This window comes from Streptomyces sp. NPDC045021, assembly GCF_056432645.1.
Genome location: NZ_JBWKIQ010000011.1, coordinates 176,028 through 195,199 on the forward strand (window position 1 = coordinate 176,028; position 19,172 = coordinate 195,199).

General features: G+C 70.0%; 16 protein-coding genes. 2 read left to right on the top strand and 14 right to left on the bottom strand.

The genetic code is table 11. The features are described from left to right. Positions 1-20: 20 nt before the first annotated feature. The 7 genes from ligA to AC07DC_RS29780 form a co-directional block, all read right to left on the bottom strand. Positions 21-2,183: an NAD-dependent DNA ligase LigA gene (gene ligA, locus AC07DC_RS29750; protein WP_478917572.1), complete on the bottom strand. Its 2,163-nt coding sequence runs from the start codon at positions 2,181-2,183 to the stop codon at positions 21-23. A gap of 17 nt (positions 2,184-2,200) precedes the next feature. After that, the gene (locus AC07DC_RS29755; RefSeq protein ID WP_478917573.1) at positions 2,201-3,211 is read right to left on the bottom strand and encodes a methionine synthase; all 1,011 of its coding nucleotides are present in this window, start codon (positions 3,209-3,211) and stop codon (positions 2,201-2,203) included. Between the two features lie 81 nt (positions 3,212-3,292). Then, positions 3,293-3,982, bottom strand: coding sequence for an SDR family oxidoreductase (locus tag AC07DC_RS29760; protein WP_478917574.1), 690 nt, complete (start codon positions 3,980-3,982; stop codon positions 3,293-3,295). Then, a complete protein-coding gene (locus AC07DC_RS29765) occupies positions 3,979-4,509 on the bottom strand; it encodes an LOG family protein (protein WP_478917575.1) in 531 nt (176 codons plus the stop codon). Before AC07DC_RS29765 ends, AC07DC_RS29760 begins: the two co-directional genes overlap by 4 nt. Before the next feature lie 32 nt (positions 4,510-4,541). Continuing rightward, complete coding sequence (mnmA, locus tag AC07DC_RS29770; RefSeq protein WP_478917576.1) at positions 4,542-5,702, bottom strand: tRNA 2-thiouridine(34) synthase MnmA; 1,161 nt, start codon at positions 5,700-5,702, stop codon at positions 4,542-4,544. A 281-nt stretch (positions 5,703-5,983) separates the two neighbouring features. Continuing rightward, positions 5,984-7,150, bottom strand: a complete 1,167-nt coding sequence (locus AC07DC_RS29775) for a cysteine desulfurase family protein (protein WP_478917577.1) — start codon at positions 7,148-7,150, stop codon at positions 5,984-5,986. A 34-nt stretch (positions 7,151-7,184) separates the two neighbouring features. Beyond that, positions 7,185-8,048, bottom strand: a complete 864-nt coding sequence (locus AC07DC_RS29780; RefSeq protein WP_478917578.1) for a thioesterase family protein — start codon at positions 8,046-8,048, stop codon at positions 7,185-7,187. Between the two features lie 137 nt (positions 8,049-8,185). Between AC07DC_RS29780 and AC07DC_RS29785 the strand changes: the two genes are divergently transcribed. Next, entirely contained in the window at positions 8,186-8,929 is a 744-nt protein-coding gene (locus tag AC07DC_RS29785; protein ID WP_478917579.1) for an SDR family NAD(P)-dependent oxidoreductase, read from the top strand. A gap of 19 nt (positions 8,930-8,948) precedes the next feature. On the opposite strand, the gene AC07DC_RS29790 is transcribed toward AC07DC_RS29785, so the two are convergent. From AC07DC_RS29790 to AC07DC_RS29820, 7 genes are all read right to left on the bottom strand, one after another. Continuing rightward, complete coding sequence (locus AC07DC_RS29790) at positions 8,949-9,626, bottom strand: trimeric intracellular cation channel family protein (RefSeq protein ID WP_478917580.1); 678 nt, start codon at positions 9,624-9,626, stop codon at positions 8,949-8,951. Positions 9,627-9,658: 32 nt separating this feature from the next. Next, complete coding sequence (locus AC07DC_RS29795; RefSeq protein ID WP_478917581.1) at positions 9,659-11,077, bottom strand: M1 family metallopeptidase; 1,419 nt, start codon at positions 11,075-11,077, stop codon at positions 9,659-9,661. Between the two features lie 118 nt (positions 11,078-11,195). Then, the gene (locus AC07DC_RS29800; protein ID WP_478917724.1) at positions 11,196-12,290 is read right to left on the bottom strand and encodes an ABC transporter ATP-binding protein; all 1,095 of its coding nucleotides are present in this window, start codon (positions 12,288-12,290) and stop codon (positions 11,196-11,198) included. 29 nt (positions 12,291-12,319) lie between these two features. Then, positions 12,320-13,387: an ABC transporter ATP-binding protein gene (locus AC07DC_RS29805; RefSeq protein WP_478917725.1), complete on the bottom strand. Its 1,068-nt coding sequence runs from the start codon at positions 13,385-13,387 to the stop codon at positions 12,320-12,322. A gap of 35 nt (positions 13,388-13,422) precedes the next feature. Next, on the bottom strand, positions 13,423-14,436 hold the full coding sequence (locus tag AC07DC_RS29810) for an ABC transporter permease (protein ID WP_478917582.1): 1,014 nt from the start codon (positions 14,434-14,436) through the stop codon (positions 13,423-13,425). Positions 14,437-14,513: 77 nt separating this feature from the next. Further along, positions 14,514-16,271: an ABC transporter substrate-binding protein gene (locus tag AC07DC_RS29815; RefSeq protein ID WP_478917583.1), complete on the bottom strand. Its 1,758-nt coding sequence runs from the start codon at positions 16,269-16,271 to the stop codon at positions 14,514-14,516. 63 nt (positions 16,272-16,334) lie between these two features. Next, complete coding sequence (locus AC07DC_RS29820; protein WP_478917584.1) at positions 16,335-17,333, bottom strand: ABC transporter permease; 999 nt, start codon at positions 17,331-17,333, stop codon at positions 16,335-16,337. 295 nt (positions 17,334-17,628) lie between these two features. Here AC07DC_RS29820 and AC07DC_RS29825 point away from each other — a divergent pair, with 295 nt between their 5' ends. After that, on the top strand, positions 17,629-19,158 hold the full coding sequence (locus tag AC07DC_RS29825) for a DUF885 family protein (RefSeq protein WP_478917585.1): 1,530 nt from the start codon (positions 17,629-17,631) through the stop codon (positions 19,156-19,158). The last annotated feature ends 14 nt before the right edge of the window (positions 19,159-19,172 follow it).

The following is a 19,172-nucleotide window of genomic DNA, read 5'->3' on the forward strand; positions in this document are numbered from 1 at the left end:
AACGGGTGATTGGTGCGCGGTTATTCGACCGGGTTGACCGCGGCCCCCCGGGCGGCTTCCGCGCCCTCCGCGAGCAGCACCGCGAAGCCCGGCTCGTCGAGAATCGGGACCTTCAGCTGGACGGCCTTGTCGTACTTCGAGCCGGGGTTGTCACCCACCACCACGAAGTCCGTCTTCTTGGAGACCGACCCGGTGACCTTCGCCCCGCGAGCGGTCAGCGCCTCCTTCGCGCCGTCCCTGGTGTGGTCGGTGAGCGTTCCGGTCACGACGACGGTGAGGCCTTCGAGCGGCCGCGGGCCCTCGTCCGAGCCCTCCTCGGTGAACTGCACCCCGGCGGCACGCCACTTCTCGATGATCTCCAGGTGCCACTCCTCGGCGAACCACTGCTTGACGGAGGCGGCGATGGTTCCCCCGACGCCGTCCACCGCGGCCAGCTCGGCCTCCTCGGCGTCCCTGATCCGGTCCAGGTCCCGGAACTCCCTGGCCAGCGCCTCGGCCGCGACGGGTCCGACATGGCGGATCGACAGACCGGTGATGATCCGCGCCAGCGGCCGGTCCTTGGCCGCGGCGATGTTCTCCAGCATGGCCAGCGCGTTCTTCTTCGGCTCGCCCTGCTGGTTGGCGAAGAAGGTGACGATCTTCTCCTCGCCGGTCTTGGCGTCCCGCTTGGGCAGACCGGTGTCCTGGTCCAGGACGTAACTCCGGATCGGCAGCAACTGCTCGATCTTCAGGTCGAACAGGTCGCCCTCGTCCTTGAGCGGCGGCTCGGAAGGCTCCAGCGGCTGGGTGAGCGCGGTGGACGCCACGTACCCGAAGTTCTCGATGTCGAGGCACTTGCGGCCCACCAGGTAGAAGATCCGCTCGCGCAACTGCGCCGGGCAGTACCGGGCGTTGGGGCACCGCAGATCGATGTCCCCCTCCTTCATCGGCTGCAGGCCCGTGCCGCAGTCCGGGCACTCGGACGGCATCACGAACTCGCGCTCGCTGCCGTCCCGCAGATCGACCACCGGTCCGAGGATCTCCGGAATGACATCGCCGGCCTTGCGCAGCACCACCGTGTCGCCGATGAAGACGCCCTTGGCCTTGACGACCTCCTGGTTGTGCAGGGTCGCGAACTCGACCTCGGAGCCGGCCACGGTGACCGGCTCGACGACCGCGTACGGCGTGACACGGCCCGTGCGGCCCACTCCCACCCGGATGTCCAGGAGTTTGGTGTTGACCTCCTCGGGCGCGTACTTCCACGCGATCGCCCAGCGCGGCGCCCGGGACGTCGAGCCCAGCCGGCCCTGCAGCGGAATCTCGTCCACCTTGACGACCACGCCGTCGATCTCGTGCTCCACCGCGTCGTGCCGGTGCTCGCCGTAGTAGGCGATGAACTCCCGCACCTCGTCGAGGGAGTCGACGACCTTGTTGTGCGTCGCGGTGGGCAGACCCCATTCGTGCAGCAGCTCGTAGGCGTGCGACTGGCAGTCGATGTCGAAGCCCTCGCGGGCGCCGATGCCGTGCACCACCATGTGCAGCGGCCGGCCGGCGGTGACCCGGGGGTCCTTCTGCCGCAGACTGCCGGCCGCGGCGTTGCGCGGATTGGCGAACGGCTTGTCGCCGGCCTCCACCAGCCGCGCGTTGAGCGCCTCGAACTCCTCGCCGGGGAAGTACACCTCGCCGCGGATCTCCACGAGCTCCGGGATCCGGCTCCCGGAGAGCCGGTCCGGGATGTCGGAGATGGTGCGGACGTTCGGCGTGATGTCCTCGCCGGTGCGGCCGTCGCCGCGGGTGGCGGCGCGGGTCAGCCGCCCCTGCTCGTAGGTGAGGTTGACGGCGAGGCCGTCCACCTTCAGCTCGCACAGGAAGTGGTACGGGATGCCCTGCAGCTCGGCCGCGACCCGGTCCGCCCAGCCGGACAGCTCCTCGTCGTCGAACGCGTTGTCCAGCGACAGCAGCCGCTCACGGTGCACCACCGAGGTGAAATCGGTCTGGTACGCCCCCGCGACCTTCTGCGTGGGCGAGTCCGGAGTGCGCAGGCCGGGGTGCTCGTCCTCGATCGCCTCCAGCCGCCGCAACAGCTGGTCGAACTCGGCGTCGCTGACGACCGGCGCGTCATTGACGTAGTAGCGGAAGCGGTGCTCCTCGACCTGCTCGGCCAACTGAGCGTGCTGTTCGCGCACTTCGGCAGGAATCTCCACGGCGGTCCTGTCCTTCCTCACTCAGGGTTGTCGACGAGCGATCGTGCGGCCTTGGCACAGTGCACCAGAGCGGCACGGGCGTAGGCCGGCGAGGCCCCCGCCAGACCGCAGGAGGGGGTGACGGCCAGGGAGGTGCCCAACGCCCCCGGATCCAGCCCCAGCCTGCGCCACAGCGCCCGAACACCACTCACGCTACCGGCAGGGTCTGACAATCCGGTGTCCGTGCCCGGCACGACACCGGCGAACAGCGCCGTACCGCCCTCGACCGCCTCGCCGAACGCGTCCCAGTCACTCTCCGTCAGCAACGAGAAATCGAACGAGATGCCCGAGACGCCGGCCCGGCGCAGCATCCGGAACGGGACGTCCGGCGCGCACGAGTGGACGACCACCGGCACGCCCACGGCCTCGACCATGCCGCGGAGCATGTCCTCGGCCACCTGCCGGTCCACAGCGCGATACGTCCGGTACCCGCTGGCCGTCTTCACGTGGCCGCGCAGCACGGCGGTCAGCGAGGGTTCGTCCAGTTGCAGCACGAGTTCCGCGCCGGGCACCCGGCGGCGCAGGTCCGCCAGATGCAGCCGCAGTCCCTCGGTGAGCGATCCGGCCAGGTCCCGGACGGCGCCGGGGTCGCCGAGGGCGGCCTCGCCGTTGGGCCGCTCGACCGAGGCGGCCAGCGTCCACGGCCCGACGGCCTGCACCTTGAGCGGACCCCGGTACCCCTGGGTGAACTCCTCCAGGGCGTCCAGGTCCTCTCCCAGCCAGGCCACGGCCCGGCGGCTGTCGCGCCCCGGCCGGTCCCCGAACCGCCATCCGCTGGGCTCCACCCGGGCGTACAGGTCGACGAGCAGCCCGAGCGAGCGCCCGATCATGTCCGCACCGGGCCCCCGCGCGGGCAGTTCCGGCAGGAACGGCAGCGCCTCCACCGCCCCGATAGCGGTCCGCGCAGCCTCCCGCGCATCACCCCCGGGCATGGACCCGACACCGGTCGCGGCACCGGCGGGCAGCGTGAACTTCGCATCCGTACTCACGCACGAAGCGTACGAGACCGACCGCCTGCGGATTCCCACCCAACCCGCAGCCGGTGCGGTGCCCCCGACCCCCCGCCGGGCTCAGCGCCCGGGGCGCACCGTCAAATCGTTGATCTCCGCGTCGCGCGGCAGGTCGATCGACGTGAGGATCGCCGTGGCCACCGACTCCGGGTCGATCCAGCGGGACGCGTCGTACTCCGTTCCCTCCTGGTGGTGCACCTTCTCCTGCATCGGGGTCGCGGTGCGGCCCGGGTAGACGCTCGTCACCCGCACCCCGTTCCCGTGCTCCTCCTGCCGCAGCGCGTCCGCCACCGCCTTCAGACCGTGCTTGCTGGCCGCGTACACCCCCCAGTTGGCGTGCGCGGCGAGCCCGGCGCCGGAGTTCACGAAGACCACGTGGCCCTGCGACATCCGCAGCTGGGGCAGGACCAGCCGGGTCAGTTCGGCGGGCGCGATCAGGTTCACGGCGAGGGTCTGCTGCCAGACCTTCGCGGTCAGCTCCCCGATCCCGCCGAGCTCGACGATGCCCGCGATGTGCAGCAGCGAGTCGATCCGGTCCGGCATCGGCTGGTGGGCGAAGGCCCACGACAGCCGGGCCGGCTCCGCCAGATCGCCGACCAGGGTGCGGGCGCCGGCGAACCGCGACGCCAGCTCCTTGGCCCGTCCGGCGTCCCGCGCGAGGAGCAGCACCTCGTCACCGCGGTCCAGAAGCCGCTGGGCGACAGCGGCGCCGATGCCCGAACCGGCGCCAGTGATCAGATGCGTGCTCACGCGTTCTCCTCCAGGTATGCCATGGCCTCGGCGCCGTCCTCGGCGAAGAAGACCAGGTCGCTCAGGGGCAGCGGCAGGAAGCCTTCGGCGTCCATCCGCTGGAACTGCAGTTTGAGGCCGTCGTAGAACCCCGCCGCGTTCAGCAGCACGACCGGCTTGGTGTGCAGGCCGTGCTTCTTCAGCTCGAGGATCTCGGTCGCCTCGTCCAGGGTGCCCGTACCGCCGACCATGATGACGATCGCGTCGGACCGCAGCAGCAGCTGCGCCTTGCGCTCCGCCAGGTCCGCGGTGATCAGCATCTCGTCGGCGTTCTTGCGCGCCTTGGTGTGCAGGAACTCGACGGAAACGCCGACGAGCCGGCCGCCCGCCTCCTGCACCCCGTCCGCCACCACCTTCATGAGGCCGGATTCCGACCCGCCCCACACCAGCGTGTGGCCGCCGCTGCCGATCAGCGCGGCGAACTCGCGGGCCGGGGCGGTGTAGCGCTCGTCGAGATCGGCGGCGGACAGGAAGACACAGATGTTCATGCCCGCCACCCTACGAGGCGGCGCGGACAGCCCTAGGCCTGGCTCCCGGCGCCGACGCCCGCACCCGCTCCTGCGCGGGACCGCTGCGTGGTGGCGATGGTCGCCGAGCCCACGACGCGCGTGCCGTCGTAGAGCACCACGGCCTGGCCGGGGGCGATGCCGCGGACCGGCTCGCCGTCGAAGTCCACCCGCAGCTCGCCGTCGACCAGCTCGGCGGTGACGGGAACGTCCTCGCCGTGCGCGCGCAGCTGCGCGGTGTACGAGGCGCGGCCGGTGGGCGGGGTGCCGCACCAGCGGGGCTTGATGGCCGTCAGGGCGGTGACGTCCAGGGCCTCGACCGGGCCGACGGTGACGGTGTTGTTCACCGGCGAGATGTCCAGGACGTAGCGCGGCTTGCCGTCGTCGGCGGGGGTGCCGATGCGCAGGCCCTTGCGCTGCCCGATGGTGAAGCCGAACGCTCCGCTGTGGGTGCCGAGGCTGGTGCCGTCCTCGTCCAGGATCTCGCCCTCGGCGCTGCCGAGGTGCTTGGCGAGGAAGCCCTGGGTGTCGCCGTCGGCGATGAAGCAGATGTCGTGGCTGTCCGGCTTCTTCGCGACGGCCAGGTCCCGGCGCTCGGCCTCGGCGCGGATCTCGTCCTTGGTGGTGAGGGTGTCGCCGAGCGGGAACATCGCGTGCGCGAGCTGGCGCTCGTCGAGCACGCCGAGCACGTAGCTCTGGTCCTTCGCCGCGTCCGAGGCGCGGTGCAGCTCGCGGGTGCCGTCGTCGTTGATCACGACGGTCGCGTAGTGGCCGGTGCACACGGCGTCGAAGCCGAGCGCGATCGCCTTGTCCAGCAGCGCGGCGAACTTGATCTTCTCGTTGCAGCGCAGGCAGGGATTGGGCGTGCGGCCGGCCGCGTACTCCGCGACGAAGTCGTCGACGACGTCCTCGCGGAAGCGGTCCGCCAGGTCCCACACGTAGAACGGGATGCCGATGACGTCGGCCGCGCGGCGGGCGTCACGGGAGTCCTCCACCGTGCAGCAGCCGCGGGCGCCGGTCCTGAAGGACTTCGGGTTCGCCGAGAGGGCCAGATGGACACCGGTGACGTCGTGGCCGGCCTCGGCGGCGCGGGCCGCGGCGACCGCGGAGTCGACGCCGCCGCTCATGGCGGCCAGGACGCGCAGGCGACGAGCGTCGCGGGGGGAGTCAGTCATAACCCCTCCAGAGTACGTTGCGCCTCCGGCGCGGTTCGACGGGATTACCGGCGCGGGCCGGCAGTGCGCCCTCGATCGCCGGGCGGGCCGGTTGTGGCTGAGGCCGTCCCCGAGCCGATCGGTGCCCCGCGCCTGCGGCGGGCACCCGCACTCCCCCGGACTCCGTCCGGGAGGTGCCCCCAGGGGCTGAAGGTGCTGGGATCAGCCGGAGACTGATCCGCTCGGTCCGGGACCGGGGAGGACCGGCCCGGCCGGTTCCTCCCGGAGCCATCGGCCGGATGTCAGCTCAGGCCGGCCTTGCGGGCGCGTTCCACCACCGGGCCGATCGCCGCGGCCAGGGCGTCGATCTCGGGCTGGGTGGTGGTGTGGCCGAGGGAGAAGCGAAGGGAGCCGCGGGCCCGGTCGGCGGGCTGGCCCATGGCGATGAGGACGTGGCTGGGCTGGGCGACGCCCGCGGTGCAGGCGGAGCCGGTGGAGCAGGCGATGCCCTGGGCGTCGAGGAGGAGAAGCAGGGAGTCGCCCTCGCAGCCGGCGAAGGTGAAGTGCGCGTTGGCGGGCAGCCGGCCGCCCGGCTCCGGGTCGCCGTTGAGTACGGCGTCCGGGACGGCGGCGAGGACCTTCGCCACGAGGTCGTCGCGGAGCGCGCCGACCTCCTGGGCGAACTGCTCGCGCCGCTCCGCGGCCAGCGTGCCGGCCGTCGCGAAGGCGGCGATCGCGGGGGTGTCGAGGGTGCCGGAGCGGCTGCGCTCCTGGGCGCCGCCGTGCAGCAGCGGGACGGGAGCGTGCTCGCGGCTGAGCACGAGCGCGCCGACGCCGTACGGGCCGCCGATCTTATGGCCGGTCACGGTCATGGCGTCGAGGCCGGAGGCCGCGAAGTCGACCTCGATCTGGCCGAACGCCTGGACCGCGTCCGCGTGCAGCGGGACGCCGTGCTCGCGGGCGACCGCGGAGAGCTCGCGGACCGGCATGATCGTGCCGACCTCGTTGTTGGCCCACATCACGGTCGCGAGGGCGACCGTCTCGGGGTCGCGTTCGATCGCGTCGCGCAGCGCGTCGGCGTGCACCCGGCCGTACGCGTCGACCGGCAGCCACTCGACGCGCGCGCCCTCGTGCTCGACGAGCCAGTCGACGGCGTCCAGGACGGCGTGGTGCTCGACGGGGCTGGCCAGCACCCGCACCCGCCGCGGGTCGGCGGCCCGGCGCGACCAGAACAGGCCCTTGACGGCGAGGTTGTCGGACTCGGTCCCGCCGCCGGTGAAGACGATCTCACTGGGGCGTGCGCCGAGCGCCTCGGCGAGGGACTCCCGGGACTCCTCGACGGTTCTCCGGGCCCGCCGCCCGGGTTCGTGCAGCGAGGAGGCGTTGCCGGTGACCGTGAGGTGCGCGGTCATCGCCTGCACCGCTTCCGGAAGCATCGGCGTGGTGGCGGCGTGGTCGAGGTAGGCCATGATGACGCCGATTCTACGGTCGCTCAGGTGGCCGTCAGGACAGTAGGGCCCGCGCGAGTTGACGGGACTGCGCGACCAGGCGGTCCTGGCTGTCCCAGACCTGCGCGTCCTCCTCCAGGAAGCCGCCGGCCAGGTTGCGGGTGGTGATCGCGACGCGCAGCGGTCCCGGCGCGGGGCGGCAGCGGATGTGGACCGTCAGCTCGACGGTCGGGACCCAGCCCTTGATGCCGAGGTCGAAGGCGGTCGGCGGCAGGGCGTCGACCGTGAGCAGCAGCGAGAGCGGGTCGTGGTCGCGGCCGTCGGCGAGGCCCAACCAGCCGCGCATGTCGCCCTTGCCGGAGGGGGCGCCGATGGCCCAGCCCGCGGTGGCGGGGTCGAGCCGCAGGTCGAGGCGTTGGATGATGGCGGTCGAGCCGGCGATGGCGCCGCCGCCGGCGGGCGCCGCGTCGGCGCCGAAGCACTCCTCGTAGGGCGGGATCGGCGGTACGGCGGCCGCGGTGCGCACGTCGTCCGGCAGTGCGTCGAGGTCGCCGTAGGCCGCCATGACCCGGATCCGCTCGACCTCGCGGCCCTCCGCGTCGGTCTGGAAGAGCGACGCCTGGCCGGTGGACAGGGTGCGCCCGGCGCGGACGGTCTCGGTGCGGATGGTCGCGGGGCCGGGCTGGGAGGCGGTGAGGTAGTGCGCGGTGACGGTGAAGGGGTCGGCGTGCGGCAGCGCCTGCTGGAGGGCGCGCCCGATGACACCGAGCAGGTAGCCGCCGTTGACGGCCTGGATGATGGTCCAGCCCGCCGAGAGGTCGGCGTCGTAGACGCCGGGCTCGCCCGGTCTCGGCACGACCGCCGTGTCCCGGTCGAATTCGCTGTCCCCGATGGTCGCCTGAGCTGCCGCATATGCCATGACCCGAATGTTACCCGCGAGTAGCACCGCCTTGTCCAGCCCTTCCTTCAACCGAAACGCCCTTGACACAGATGTGCCCGCTCCCTAGTTTCCAACCAAGGACATGACTCGGGTTCATATACATGATGGAGCACACAGTGGGACGACGGGTAGTGGTGTCCGGCGGGGGCACAGGCATCGGGCTCGCGACCGCGGAGGCGTTCGCGGCCGACGGCGACCGGGTCGTCATCATCGGCCGCCGCGCCGAGCTGCTGCGGGAGGCGGCGGACAAGCTCAACGCCACGCACGGCGAAGGGCTCGTCAGCTGGACCGCGGCCGACCTCAGCGACCCGGAGCAGGTACGGGAGGCGGCACGGTTCATCGAGGGCGACGACCCGGTCGACGTCATCGTCACCAACGCGGGCGGCAACGTCGCCTCGTCCACCGACGGGACCCTGGAGGGGATCGCCGCCGGCTACCGCAGGAACTTCGAGGCCAACGTGCTCACGGCGGTGCTGCTGACGGAGGCGCTGCTGCCACAGATCCGGCGGCCCGGCGGCCGTATCGTGCACCTCTCCTCGATCGCCGCGCTGCGCGGCCCCGGCTCCTACGGCGGCGCCAAGGCGGCCGTGCACGCCTACACGTTCGAGCTGGCGCAGCGGCTGGGCACCGACGGCGTGACCGCCAACGCGGTGGCCCCCGGCTTCGTCGGCGACACCGAGTTCTTCGGCGACCGCGCCACCCCCGACTTCGTCGCGTCGCGGGTCTCCCAGACCCTGACCGGACAGCCCGGCGCCCCCAGCGAGATCGCGGCGGCCATCCGGTACCTCGCCTCCCCCGAGGCGGCGTACGTCACCGGCCAGATCCTGCACATCAACGGCGGTGCGGCGCTGGGACGCTGACCGCCGGACGGGCGCTGCTCTACATCGTCTCCCGCGCCTCGTCCTCGCCCGTCGCCCAGCTCCTGCGGTGCCAGGCGCGGGGCGCGCGCCAGCCGAAGTACATGGCACACAGCCGGAGCACGAAGGCGCTGACGACCGCGATGCCGCTGGTGACGCCGGTGAGCGCGTCGAACTTGATCAGCAGCGCCACCATGATCGCGCCGACCATGGCGGGGACCGCGTACAGGTCGCGGTCCCAGCGGAGCAGGGACGGCACCTCATTGGCGAGCAGGTCGCGCAGCACACCGCCGCCCGCCGCCGTGGCGAGGCCCAGGGCGGCGGACGGGACCAGGCTGAGGCCGTAGTCGTGCGCCTTGACGGTGCCGGCGACGCAGAAGAGGCCGAGGCCGGCGGCGTCGAAGACGTTGACGGTGGTGTTGATCCGCTCGACCTCGGGGTGCAGGAAGAACACCAGCACCGTGGCGAAGAGCGGGGTGCTGAAATAGCCGAGGTCGCTGAAGGCGGCGGGCGGTACCGCACCGATCATCAGGTCGCGGAGGATCCCCCCGCCCAGCGCGGTCACCTCGGCGAGCACGGCCATGCCGAACACGTCGTAGTTCTTGCGGACGGCGGCCAGCGCGCCCGAGATCGCGAAGACGAAGATGCCGACGATATCGAGCGTGTGCTGGACGGAGGGGGAGAAGAGTTCCGGGATCACGCCATATGTTCTCTTACGGCGGGGGCGGCCTCCTACGACAGGGCGGGCTTGCCCTTCGTGGAGAGCCATGTCCCGAAGAGGTCGTCCAGCTGCTGCCCCGACACCTTCTCGGCGAGCGCGGTGAACTGCGCCGTGTTCGCGTTGCCGTACCGGTGCTGCGAGGTCCAGGTCTTGAGCAGCTTGAAGAACGCGGCGTCGCCGATCTTCTCGCGCAGCATCTGGAGCGTCATCGCACCGCGGGTGTAGACGGCGTCGGCGAACATCGTGTCGCGCTGCGGGTCGGCGACGTCGATCTGCCAGAAGGCGGCCGTGGCCGGGCGCCCGTTGTACGCGGCGAGGAACGCGTCGTGGGCGGAGCGGGTGCCCCGGTGCTCGGTCCACAGCCACTGGGCGTAGGTCGCGAAGCCCTCGTTGAGCCAGATGTCCTTCCACTGCTCGACGCTGACCGAGTCGCCGAACCACTGGTGGGCCAGTTCATGGACGATCGTGGACTCGCTGCGGACCGCGGAGTAGGCGGGCTTGGACTGCACCTCCAGCGAGAAGCCGGCCTCCGGCATGTCGTCGACGATCGCGCCGGTCTCCTCGAAGGGGTAGCGGCCGAAGACCTGGGACCAGTAGTCGGTGGCTTCCGCGGTGACCGCGTAGACGTCCACCGGGCCGTTGGCCAGGACCGGGTCGGTGGCGACGTAGATCGGTATGCCGCCCGGTGTGGTCCCTGTCCTGACGTCGAACTTCCCGATGGTGGCCGTCGCGAGGTACGTGGCCATCGGCCGGGACTCGCGCCACGTGGAGACGGTGCGCGAGCCCTTGTCGTACTGGGAGGTCAGCACGCCGTTGGAGACGCCCTTGAGGCCCTTGGGGGCGCTGATCCGGATGTCGAAGGTGGCCTTGTCGGCCGGATGGTCGCTGCCGGGGAACCAGGTCGAGGCGGCGTTCGGCTCGCAGGCGACGAAGACACCGTCGGTGGTCTTCATCCAGCCGTAGTTGGAGCCGAACACGATGGGGCCGCTCAGTGGCTCCGGCACTCCGCCGTAGACGACGGTGGTGGTGAACTCCTGCCCCTTGCGCAGCGCGTGGCGCGGGGTGATGACGATCTCGTCGCCGCTGCGGGTGAAGCGCGCCGGCTTGCCGTCCACGCTGACCGAGGTGACGGTGAGCTGCTGCAGGTCGAGGTCGAAGGAGGAGAGGTTCTGGGTGGCACGGGCCGTGACGGCCGCCCGGCCGTCGAGCCGGTCACTGGCCGGGTCGTAGGAGACGTCGAGCCCGTAGTGCGCGACGTCGTAGCCGCCGTTGCCGAGTTGGGGGAAGTACGGGTCCCCGATGCCGGGGGCGCCGGGCTGGGGGGTGTGCGAGGCGGCGGCCGACGGTGGGGCGCCGGATATCAGACAGGCCGACACGCTGATGACAGCGAGTGCGGAGCCGAGGAGTCGGGCCGGACGGGAGGGTGCCATGGATCTGCCCTTCGACGCGAACAGTGACGCGCCGACTCTGCACCCTCCCCCCTCTTCATGACCATGACTTTTCGCTAAGTGGTCATGCACAAAAGGTCAGTTGGCCGATTACCGATGCCTACGCGGCGCCGGCCCCCGACCCTGCCTCAGGACCTGCCCCAGGGCCCGCCTTCTTGTCCGTCTCCCGGCTCTCCGCCGGAAACTGGTCCGGCGCGTTCTCCGGGTGGTGGCACGCCACTTCGTGCGCCGGGGCCAGCGCGACCAGCGGCGGCTCCTGCGTGGAGCACACCTCGGTCGCCTTCCAGCACCGGGTGTGGAAGCGGCAGCCGGAGGGCGGGTTGATCGGCGACGGCACATCGCCGGTCAGCAGGATCCGCTCCCGCGCGGTACGCCGCTTCGGGTCCGGCACCGGCACCGCCGACAGCAGCGCGTTGGTGTACGGATGCATCGGCCGCGCGTAGAGCGCCTCGCGGTCCGCGACCTCGACGACCTTGCCGAGGTACATCACCGCGATCCGGTCCGAGACGTGCCGGATGACGGACAGGTCGTGCGCGATGATCACGTACGTCAGCCCGAGCTCGCTCTGCAGGTCGTCCAGCAGGTTGACCACCTGCGCCTGGATGGAGACGTCCAGCGCCGAGACCGGCTCGTCCGCCACGACCAGCTTCGGCTTGAGGGCGAGCGCCCGCGCGATGCCGATGCGCTGCCGCTGCCCGCCGGAGAACTCGTGCGGATAGCGGTTGTAGTGCTCGGGGCTGAGGCCGACCAGCTCCAGGAGGTTCTGCACCTCCTTCTTCACGCCCGACTCCGTCGCCACTTTCTGGAGCTTGAACGGCGCTCCGACGATGGTGCCGATGGTGTGCCGCGGATTGAGCGAGGAGTAGGGGTCCTGGAAGATCATCTGCACATCACGGCGCAGCGGTCGCATCTCCCCCACACTCAGATGGGAGATGTCGCGGCCCTGGAACTCGATCTTCCCGCCGGTGGGTTCGAGCAGCCGGGTCATCAGCCGCCCCATCGTGGACTTGCCGCAGCCCGACTCCCCCACCACGCCGAGCGTCTGGCCCGCCGCCACTTCCAGGTCGATTCCGTCGACCGCCTGCACGGCGCCGACCTGGCGGCGCAGCAGCCCTTTGGTGATCGGGAAGTGCTTGACCAGGCCGGTCACCCTGAGCAGCGGCTCCGCCTCGGGTGTGGTCGGCTTGGGGATCATCACGTCTTTTTGAGGCACGGCCTGGTCCTTCACAGCTTGGGCGCAATCTCTTCGGTCCAGATCCGGTCCCGGTTCGCCTGGCTGAGATGGCACGCGGACCAGTGGCCGGCCTCGGTCTCCTTCAGCTCGGGAACGAGCGTCTCGCTGGAACCGCCGTTCAGCTCGGCGTAGGGACACCGGGGGTGGAAGGCGCAGCCGGACGGCACATTGATCAGGCTGGGCGGGGCGCCCTTGACCGGGTTGAGCCGGTCGGCCCGCTCGCGGTCCATGCGCGGCATGGATCCCAGCAGGCCCCAGGTGTACGGGTGTTGCGGCTCGGTGAAGAGCTTCTCCGCCGATCCGCGTTCGACGCACCTGCCCGCGTACATCACCAGCAGGTCGTCGGCGAGCTCCGCCACCACGCCGAGGTCGTGCGTGATCATGATGACCGCGGAGCCGAACTCCTTCTGCAGGTCCCGGATCAGGTCCAGGATCTGCGCCTGCACGGTGACGTCCAGCGCGGTGGTCGGCTCGTCCGCGATCAGCAGTTCCGGGTTGTTGACCAGCGCCATCGCGATCATCGCGCGCTGACGCATACCGCCGGAGAACTGGTGCGGATAGTCGGAGACCCGCCGGTGCGGCTCGGGGATGCCGACCCGGTCCAGCATCTCGATCGCCCGCTTGCGGGCGACCGGCTTGGACACGTTCTGGTGCACGCGGTACGCCTCGACGATCTGCCCGCCCACCGAGAAGTAGGGGTGCATCGCCGACAGCGGGTCCTGGAAGATCATCGCCATCTTCCGGCCGCGCAGCCGCCGTACCCGGTCTGGGTCGGCGCCGATCAGCTCCTCGCCGTCCAGCCACACCTCGCCGGAAATCCTGACCCTGGAGGTGCGGTGCAGGCCCATGATGCCCAGCGAGGTGACGGACTTGCCGGAGCCGGACTCGCCGACGATGCCGAGGGTGCGGCCGCGCTCGAGATCGAAGCTGAGCCCGTCGACGGACTTGACCAGGCCGTCGTCGGTATCGAAGTGGATCTTCAGATCACGTACCGCGAGAAAGGAGTCCTGGGTGTCCGGGCGGGTGGTGAGTACCGGCTCACCGACCGTGGCGGCCACGGAGTCCTTCTGGAACGGATCGGTGCCGGCGGTGCTCACGAGTACCTCACCCTGGGGTCGATGGCGGCGTACACAAGGTCCACCAGGAGGCTGGAGACGACGATGAAGAAGGCGGCGACCAGGGTTACGCCCATCACGATCGGCAGGTCGTTGTCCTGGACCCCGGAGACGGCGTAGGCGCCGATCCCCTTGAAGGAGAAGACGTTCTCGGTGATGACCGCGCCACCGATCAGCAGGCCGAAGTCCATACCGAAGATGGTGACGATCGGGGTGAGCGCGGCCCGCAGCCCGTGTTTGGCGACCACACTGCGTTCCCGCAGGCCCTTGGCCCGCGCGGTGCGGATGTAGTCCTCGCCCATCGTCTCCAGCATGCCGGCGCGGGTGAGGCGGGCGTACAGCGCCGAATAGAGGAAGGCGAGGGAAATCCAGGGGAGCAGCAGATTCCACGCCCATTCCGCCGGATTGTCGGTGAACGGTACGTAGTTGACACCCTCCGACCAGATCGGCCACTGGAGCGTGAACACACCCAGCAGCAGGATTCCGGTGAAGAAGATCGGGAGGGAGACACCGGCCAGCGCCACGCCCATCGAGAGCCGGTCGAAGAGCGAGCCCCGCTTGAGGGCGGAGATCACACCGATCGTCACACCGCTGACCACCCAGATCACGGCCGCACCGATGGCCATCGAGAAGGTCACGGGGATCCGCTGCTGCAGCTGCGGCCAGACCTCTACGTGCGTCTTGAAGGAGTAGCCGAAGCAGGGAGCACTGCAGTGCGAGGCGTCCGGACCGAACTTGTAGTCGGCGCCGAAGAGCAGGGCCCTGAGGAAGTGCCAGTATTGCTCGTAGAGCGGCAGGTCGAACCCGAGGTTCTTCTTGACCGCCAGGACGGATGCGGGGTTGGCGTCCTTACCCACGTACTGGGTCGCCAGCTGATCGGTGGTCTGACCGCCGAGGCGGGGCACCAGGAAGAAGATCGCGAAGGTGACTGCGCTGACGACCAGCAGCAGGATCACCGCGGCGAACACGCGTCGAATAATGTACGCAGCCACAACCGTGCGGCGCCGGGCCCGCCGGACCGGGTTCTACCCGGTCCGGCGGGACACCGAAGCCTTCACCTGCCTTCCTTTTACTTGGAGGAGCTCATCAGCAGGTAGTCGTACATGCCCAGGTACGCCTGAGTGACCGTGACGTTGGTCGCCCCCGGCGGACGGTAGAGCAGGTTCTTGCGCCACAGCAGCGGCACGACCGAGGCGTTCTCCATGACCATCTTGTCGATGTCGCCCCAGGCCTTGGTGCGGGCCGCGGTGTCGGTGTTGGCGATCGCGTCGGACAGGGCCTTGTTGATGGCCGGGTCGTTCAGCTCCATCAGGTTGTTGCCACCCGAGGGCTTGATCGCGCTGCCGTCGATGATCTGGTCGAGGAAGCCGTAGCCGGTCGGCCAGTCGGCGCCCCACGCCATCATCATCAGTCCGAGCTTGTGCTCGTGCACGTAGCTCGGCACGCCGACGTAGTTGGAGAAGTACTTGCCGGCCGGGAAGGTCTTGATCTCGGCGTTGATGCCGACCTTCTTCAGCGAGGCCTGGACGGCGGTGGCCGCGGCGACCTCGGACGGACGGTCGGTACGGGCGGTCAGTGTGGTGCTGAAGCCGCTCGGCTGGCCGCAGGCGGTGAGAGCGGCCTTGGCCTTGGCCTCGTCGCCCTTGTTGCCCTCGGACGGGTACAGGTCGAACTTGTTGAATCCGTTGACCGACGGCGGGATCAGGGTCGAGGCGACATCGCCCTTGACCTTGCCACCCGCGGCCGCCTGGACCGAGGACTTGTCGATCGCCCACTGAACGGCCTTACGGCAGTCGGGGTTGTCGAACGGCTTCACGTTGACGTTCATCGCCAGGTACGAGGTGGCACCGGCGATGGAGTTGTCGGAGTTCTTCAGGTTCTTCGCGCTGTTGAGGATCTTCGGCTGGGTCTGCGGCTGCACACCGGCGCCGGCGGCGTCGACCGTGCTGTTGTCTGCCAGCAGGTTGTTGTCGATGGTGAGCGGGTTCACCTTCAACTTCAGCACGTACTTGTCCGGCAGCGCCGGGCGGACCGAGTCCGTGGACGCGTCCCACTTGTCGTTGCGGACCAGCGTCGCGCCCGAGCCCTCGGTGTACGAAGCGAACTTGTACGGGCCGGACGAGATGATGTGCTGCACGTACTTGGCGCCGGTGTCCTTCGCCGCCGGCACGGGGGCCGTCTGCGAGAACGTCGCCAGGTAGTCGAAGTCGGCGAAGGGCTTGGCGAGGTGGAAGACGATCGTCGTGTCGTCCGGGGTCTCGATGGACTTCAGGCCCTCGGGGGACTTGTCCTTGTACGGACCCTGGTACTTGTCGCCACCCTCCAGGTACGCCTTGAAGTACGTCGGGCCGTTGGCCATGACGTCGGGCGCGAAGTTGCTGCGCTCGATCGCGTACTTCACGTCCTTGGACGTGATCTCGGTGCCGTCCTCGTACTTGATGCCCTTGCGGATCGTGTAGGTCCACGTCTTGGCGTCGGTACTGGCCTTACCGAGGCCGGTGGCGAGGTCCGGGACGATGTCGAGCCCTGCCTTGCCCGCGGCGGGCTTGAAGGTCAGCAGGGTGCGCCCGTACAGCCGGGAGAAGTTCTGCACCCAGCCGTAGTAGGTGTTACCGGGGTCCAGGGAGTCCGGCACGTCGGAGTCCTCCAGCGTTACCGTCCCCCCCTTCTTGTCCGTCTTGCCGACGATCGTGGTCAGGGCGGCGTCGGTGGCCGCGGTCTTGGACGTCCCCTTGTCGGTCGTCTTGGTGTCGCTGCTGCAAGCGGACGCTCCCAAGGCCATAGCCGTGGCAAGCGCCAGCACGGCTGTCGCTTTTCTGCTGTTCATGCCGGGGAATGCCCCCTCGATCGGTGGAGATACAAACCGCGCGCGGGAGGTCGCGCCGCGGGGTCACTTGCTGCGGGGATCGAGGGCATCGCGCAGCCCGTCGCCCAGCAGGTTGAAGGCCAGGACCGTGACGAAGATCGCCAAGCCCGGCACGAACATGTACTGCGGGTCCGCCTGGAAGACGTCAACAGCGCTGGTGAGCATGTTGCCCCAGGAAGCCTGCGGCGGAGCGATACCGACCCCGAGGAAGCTGAGCGCCGCCTCGAAGAGAATGTTGGTCGGAATCAGCAGCGTCGAATACACGAGGATCGGCGCCACAAGGTTGGGCAACAGCTCACGGAATAGAATGAATGGGCCGCGGGCACCCAGGCTGCGGGCGGCTTCCACAAACTCACGCTCGCGCAGGCTGAGAGTCTGCCCGCGCACAATTCGGCCCATGTAGGGCCAATTGAAGAATCCGATGACGAAGATCAGTACACAGATTCGCAGCTGAAGGCCCTCAAGACCGAAAGCACCGTCCTGCAGCGAAGCCGAAATGGAGATCGCGAACAGCAGCAGTGGGAAGGCCAGGAAGGTGTCCATCAGCCGGCTGATCACGCTGTCCACCCAGCCGCCGTAGTAGCCGGCGACAATGCCGAGGACGGTGCCGATCACATTGGACAGGATCGTCGCACCGGTGGCCACCACCAGCGAGATCCAGGAGCCCTCGATGGTGCGCGCCAGCAGGTCACGGCCGAATTGCGGGTCGACACCCAGAGGGTGGGCCCAGCTCATGCCGCCCCATCCGCCCTTGGGCGACAGCAGCTCGGGGTTGACCAGATCCTGGTGGAACTCGTTGGGGTCGAGGCCGAAGATCGACTCGATCGGCTTCGCCAGCACGGCCAGCAGCACCAGGAGGATCACGACGATGCCGCCGGCCACGGCCACCTTGTCGCGCCGGAAGCGCATCCAGGCGATCTGGCCGAGGGAGCGTCCCTCGATCTGGCTCTTCTTGACGCCACTGAGAATGGCTTCGGGCTGTGCCCCGGCCTGCGAAGCAGTGGTCTCTATCGGTGCGGTCATGGTGAAACTGACCCCTCTCGCCGGCGGATAGCCGGCGCGCGCCCGCCGCTGTAGCGGCTTTACTCATCAGTCGTTCTGCTGGTGCTGCGGCCTTGCTCAATTGCAGGGAAAACACGCGGTGCAGGCGGTGCTGTTGGTGCAGGCGGAGCAGGTGTTGTCTGGGCCAATAGCCCCTTGCGGCGAGAGTCTTCATCCACTCCGCGATCACCCGCCAGCCCTCAAGCCGAATGGATGCGCAACTGTGATCTGGTGGATCATCGTCCGTTATGTACCGCGCCGCATGTAACGTCGGCATATGAATGATCGGCTGCATGCGGTGTGCGACCTGATGATCCCCACTGTCCGGGAAATGGCCGGTCTGCACGAGTACGACGGGCGGGTGCAGGATTTGTCACCCGCCGGCGTCCGGCGCGGACTGTCCGCCCTCGCGCACGCGCGCCGCGGGCGCCCGGTCCCGCACGGCGCGCGCGAGCGCCATGACGATGCGCATCTGTCCGTCTTCGAGGAGTCACTGCGGGTCCAGTACGGCGAGCTGGAGCTGCACCGCCGCGACCCGTACCCCCATCTGTCCAACCTGGAACTCGCCTCCTACGACCGTGAGTACGCCCCGCAGCAGGAGCGGTCCGCCGCCCGCCTCAAGCACTTGGCGCAGTGGCCGGAAGCGGTGGACGCCGCCATCACCTCGCTCGACCGGGTGAGCGCGCCGGTCGCGGGCGCGCTCCTCGGCGCCGTACGCGGCCTGGCCGCGGGGCTCCACCCGGACCAGGGCCCCGAGGCCGCCGCGGCGCTCCCCGCGCACGAGCGGCTGGTGGCGCACGTGGACCGCGCCGCCAGGACCGGCGATCCCGACCCGCGGCTCGGCGGCGACGCGCTGGCGGCCCTGATGGGCAGTCAGGAGGGCCTGCCCGTCGACCTGCCGGCGCTGGCGGCCGAGGCGGCCGGCGAGCGGGACCGGCTGACGGAGTTGCTGGTCGAGTCCTGCCGCGCGCTCGACCCGCGGCGCGACGTCGACGAGCTCATCGCGGAACTCCTCGCCGACCACCCCGCGGCCGACGGCGTCATCCCGGAGGCCGCCCGGCTGACCGAGGAGGTCATCGAGTTCACCCGGGCCAAGCGGCTGGTGCCGCATCTGGACGGCGACTGCCTGGTCGGCCCCGCGCCGCCGTCCCGGCGCTGGGCGATGGCGATGATGTCCTGGGCGTCGCCCGGTGAACCCGACGCCGCCTCCTGGTACCACGTCACCCCACCGGAGCCGGACTGGCCGGAATCCGAACGCGAGGAGTGGCTGACGGTTTTCAGCCGCACCAGCCTCCCCTCGATCACCGTCCACGAGGTCGCCCCCGGCCACTTCGCGCACGGCCGCTCGCTGCGCCGCGCGCCCACGCCGGTTCGGCGGGTCCTGCACTCGCTGTCCTTCTGCGAGGGCTGGGCCCACTACGTCGAGGAGGTCTGCCTCGAGGAGGGCTTCCGGGCCCGTGACCCGCGGTTCGCCATCGGGGTCGCCCTCGAGGCGCTGGTACGCGTCACCAGGCTCTCCTGCGCCATCGGTCTGCACACCGGCGCGATGACCGTCGACGAGGCGACCGAGTGGTTCATGCGCGATGCCCATCTGGCCCGCGCCGGCGCCGCCTCCGAGGCCCGCCGCGGCACCTTCGACGCCGCCTACGGGCGCTACACCTGGGGCAAGCTGGAGATCATGCGGCTGCGCGAGCGGGCGCGCCGCGACTGGGGGTCCGGCTTCTCGCTGGAACGCTTCCACGGCGCGCTGATGGACCTCGGCAGCCCGCCGCTCGGCCTCATCGGGGCGGCCCTCACGGGCGCGTAGGAGCGCTGTCCCCG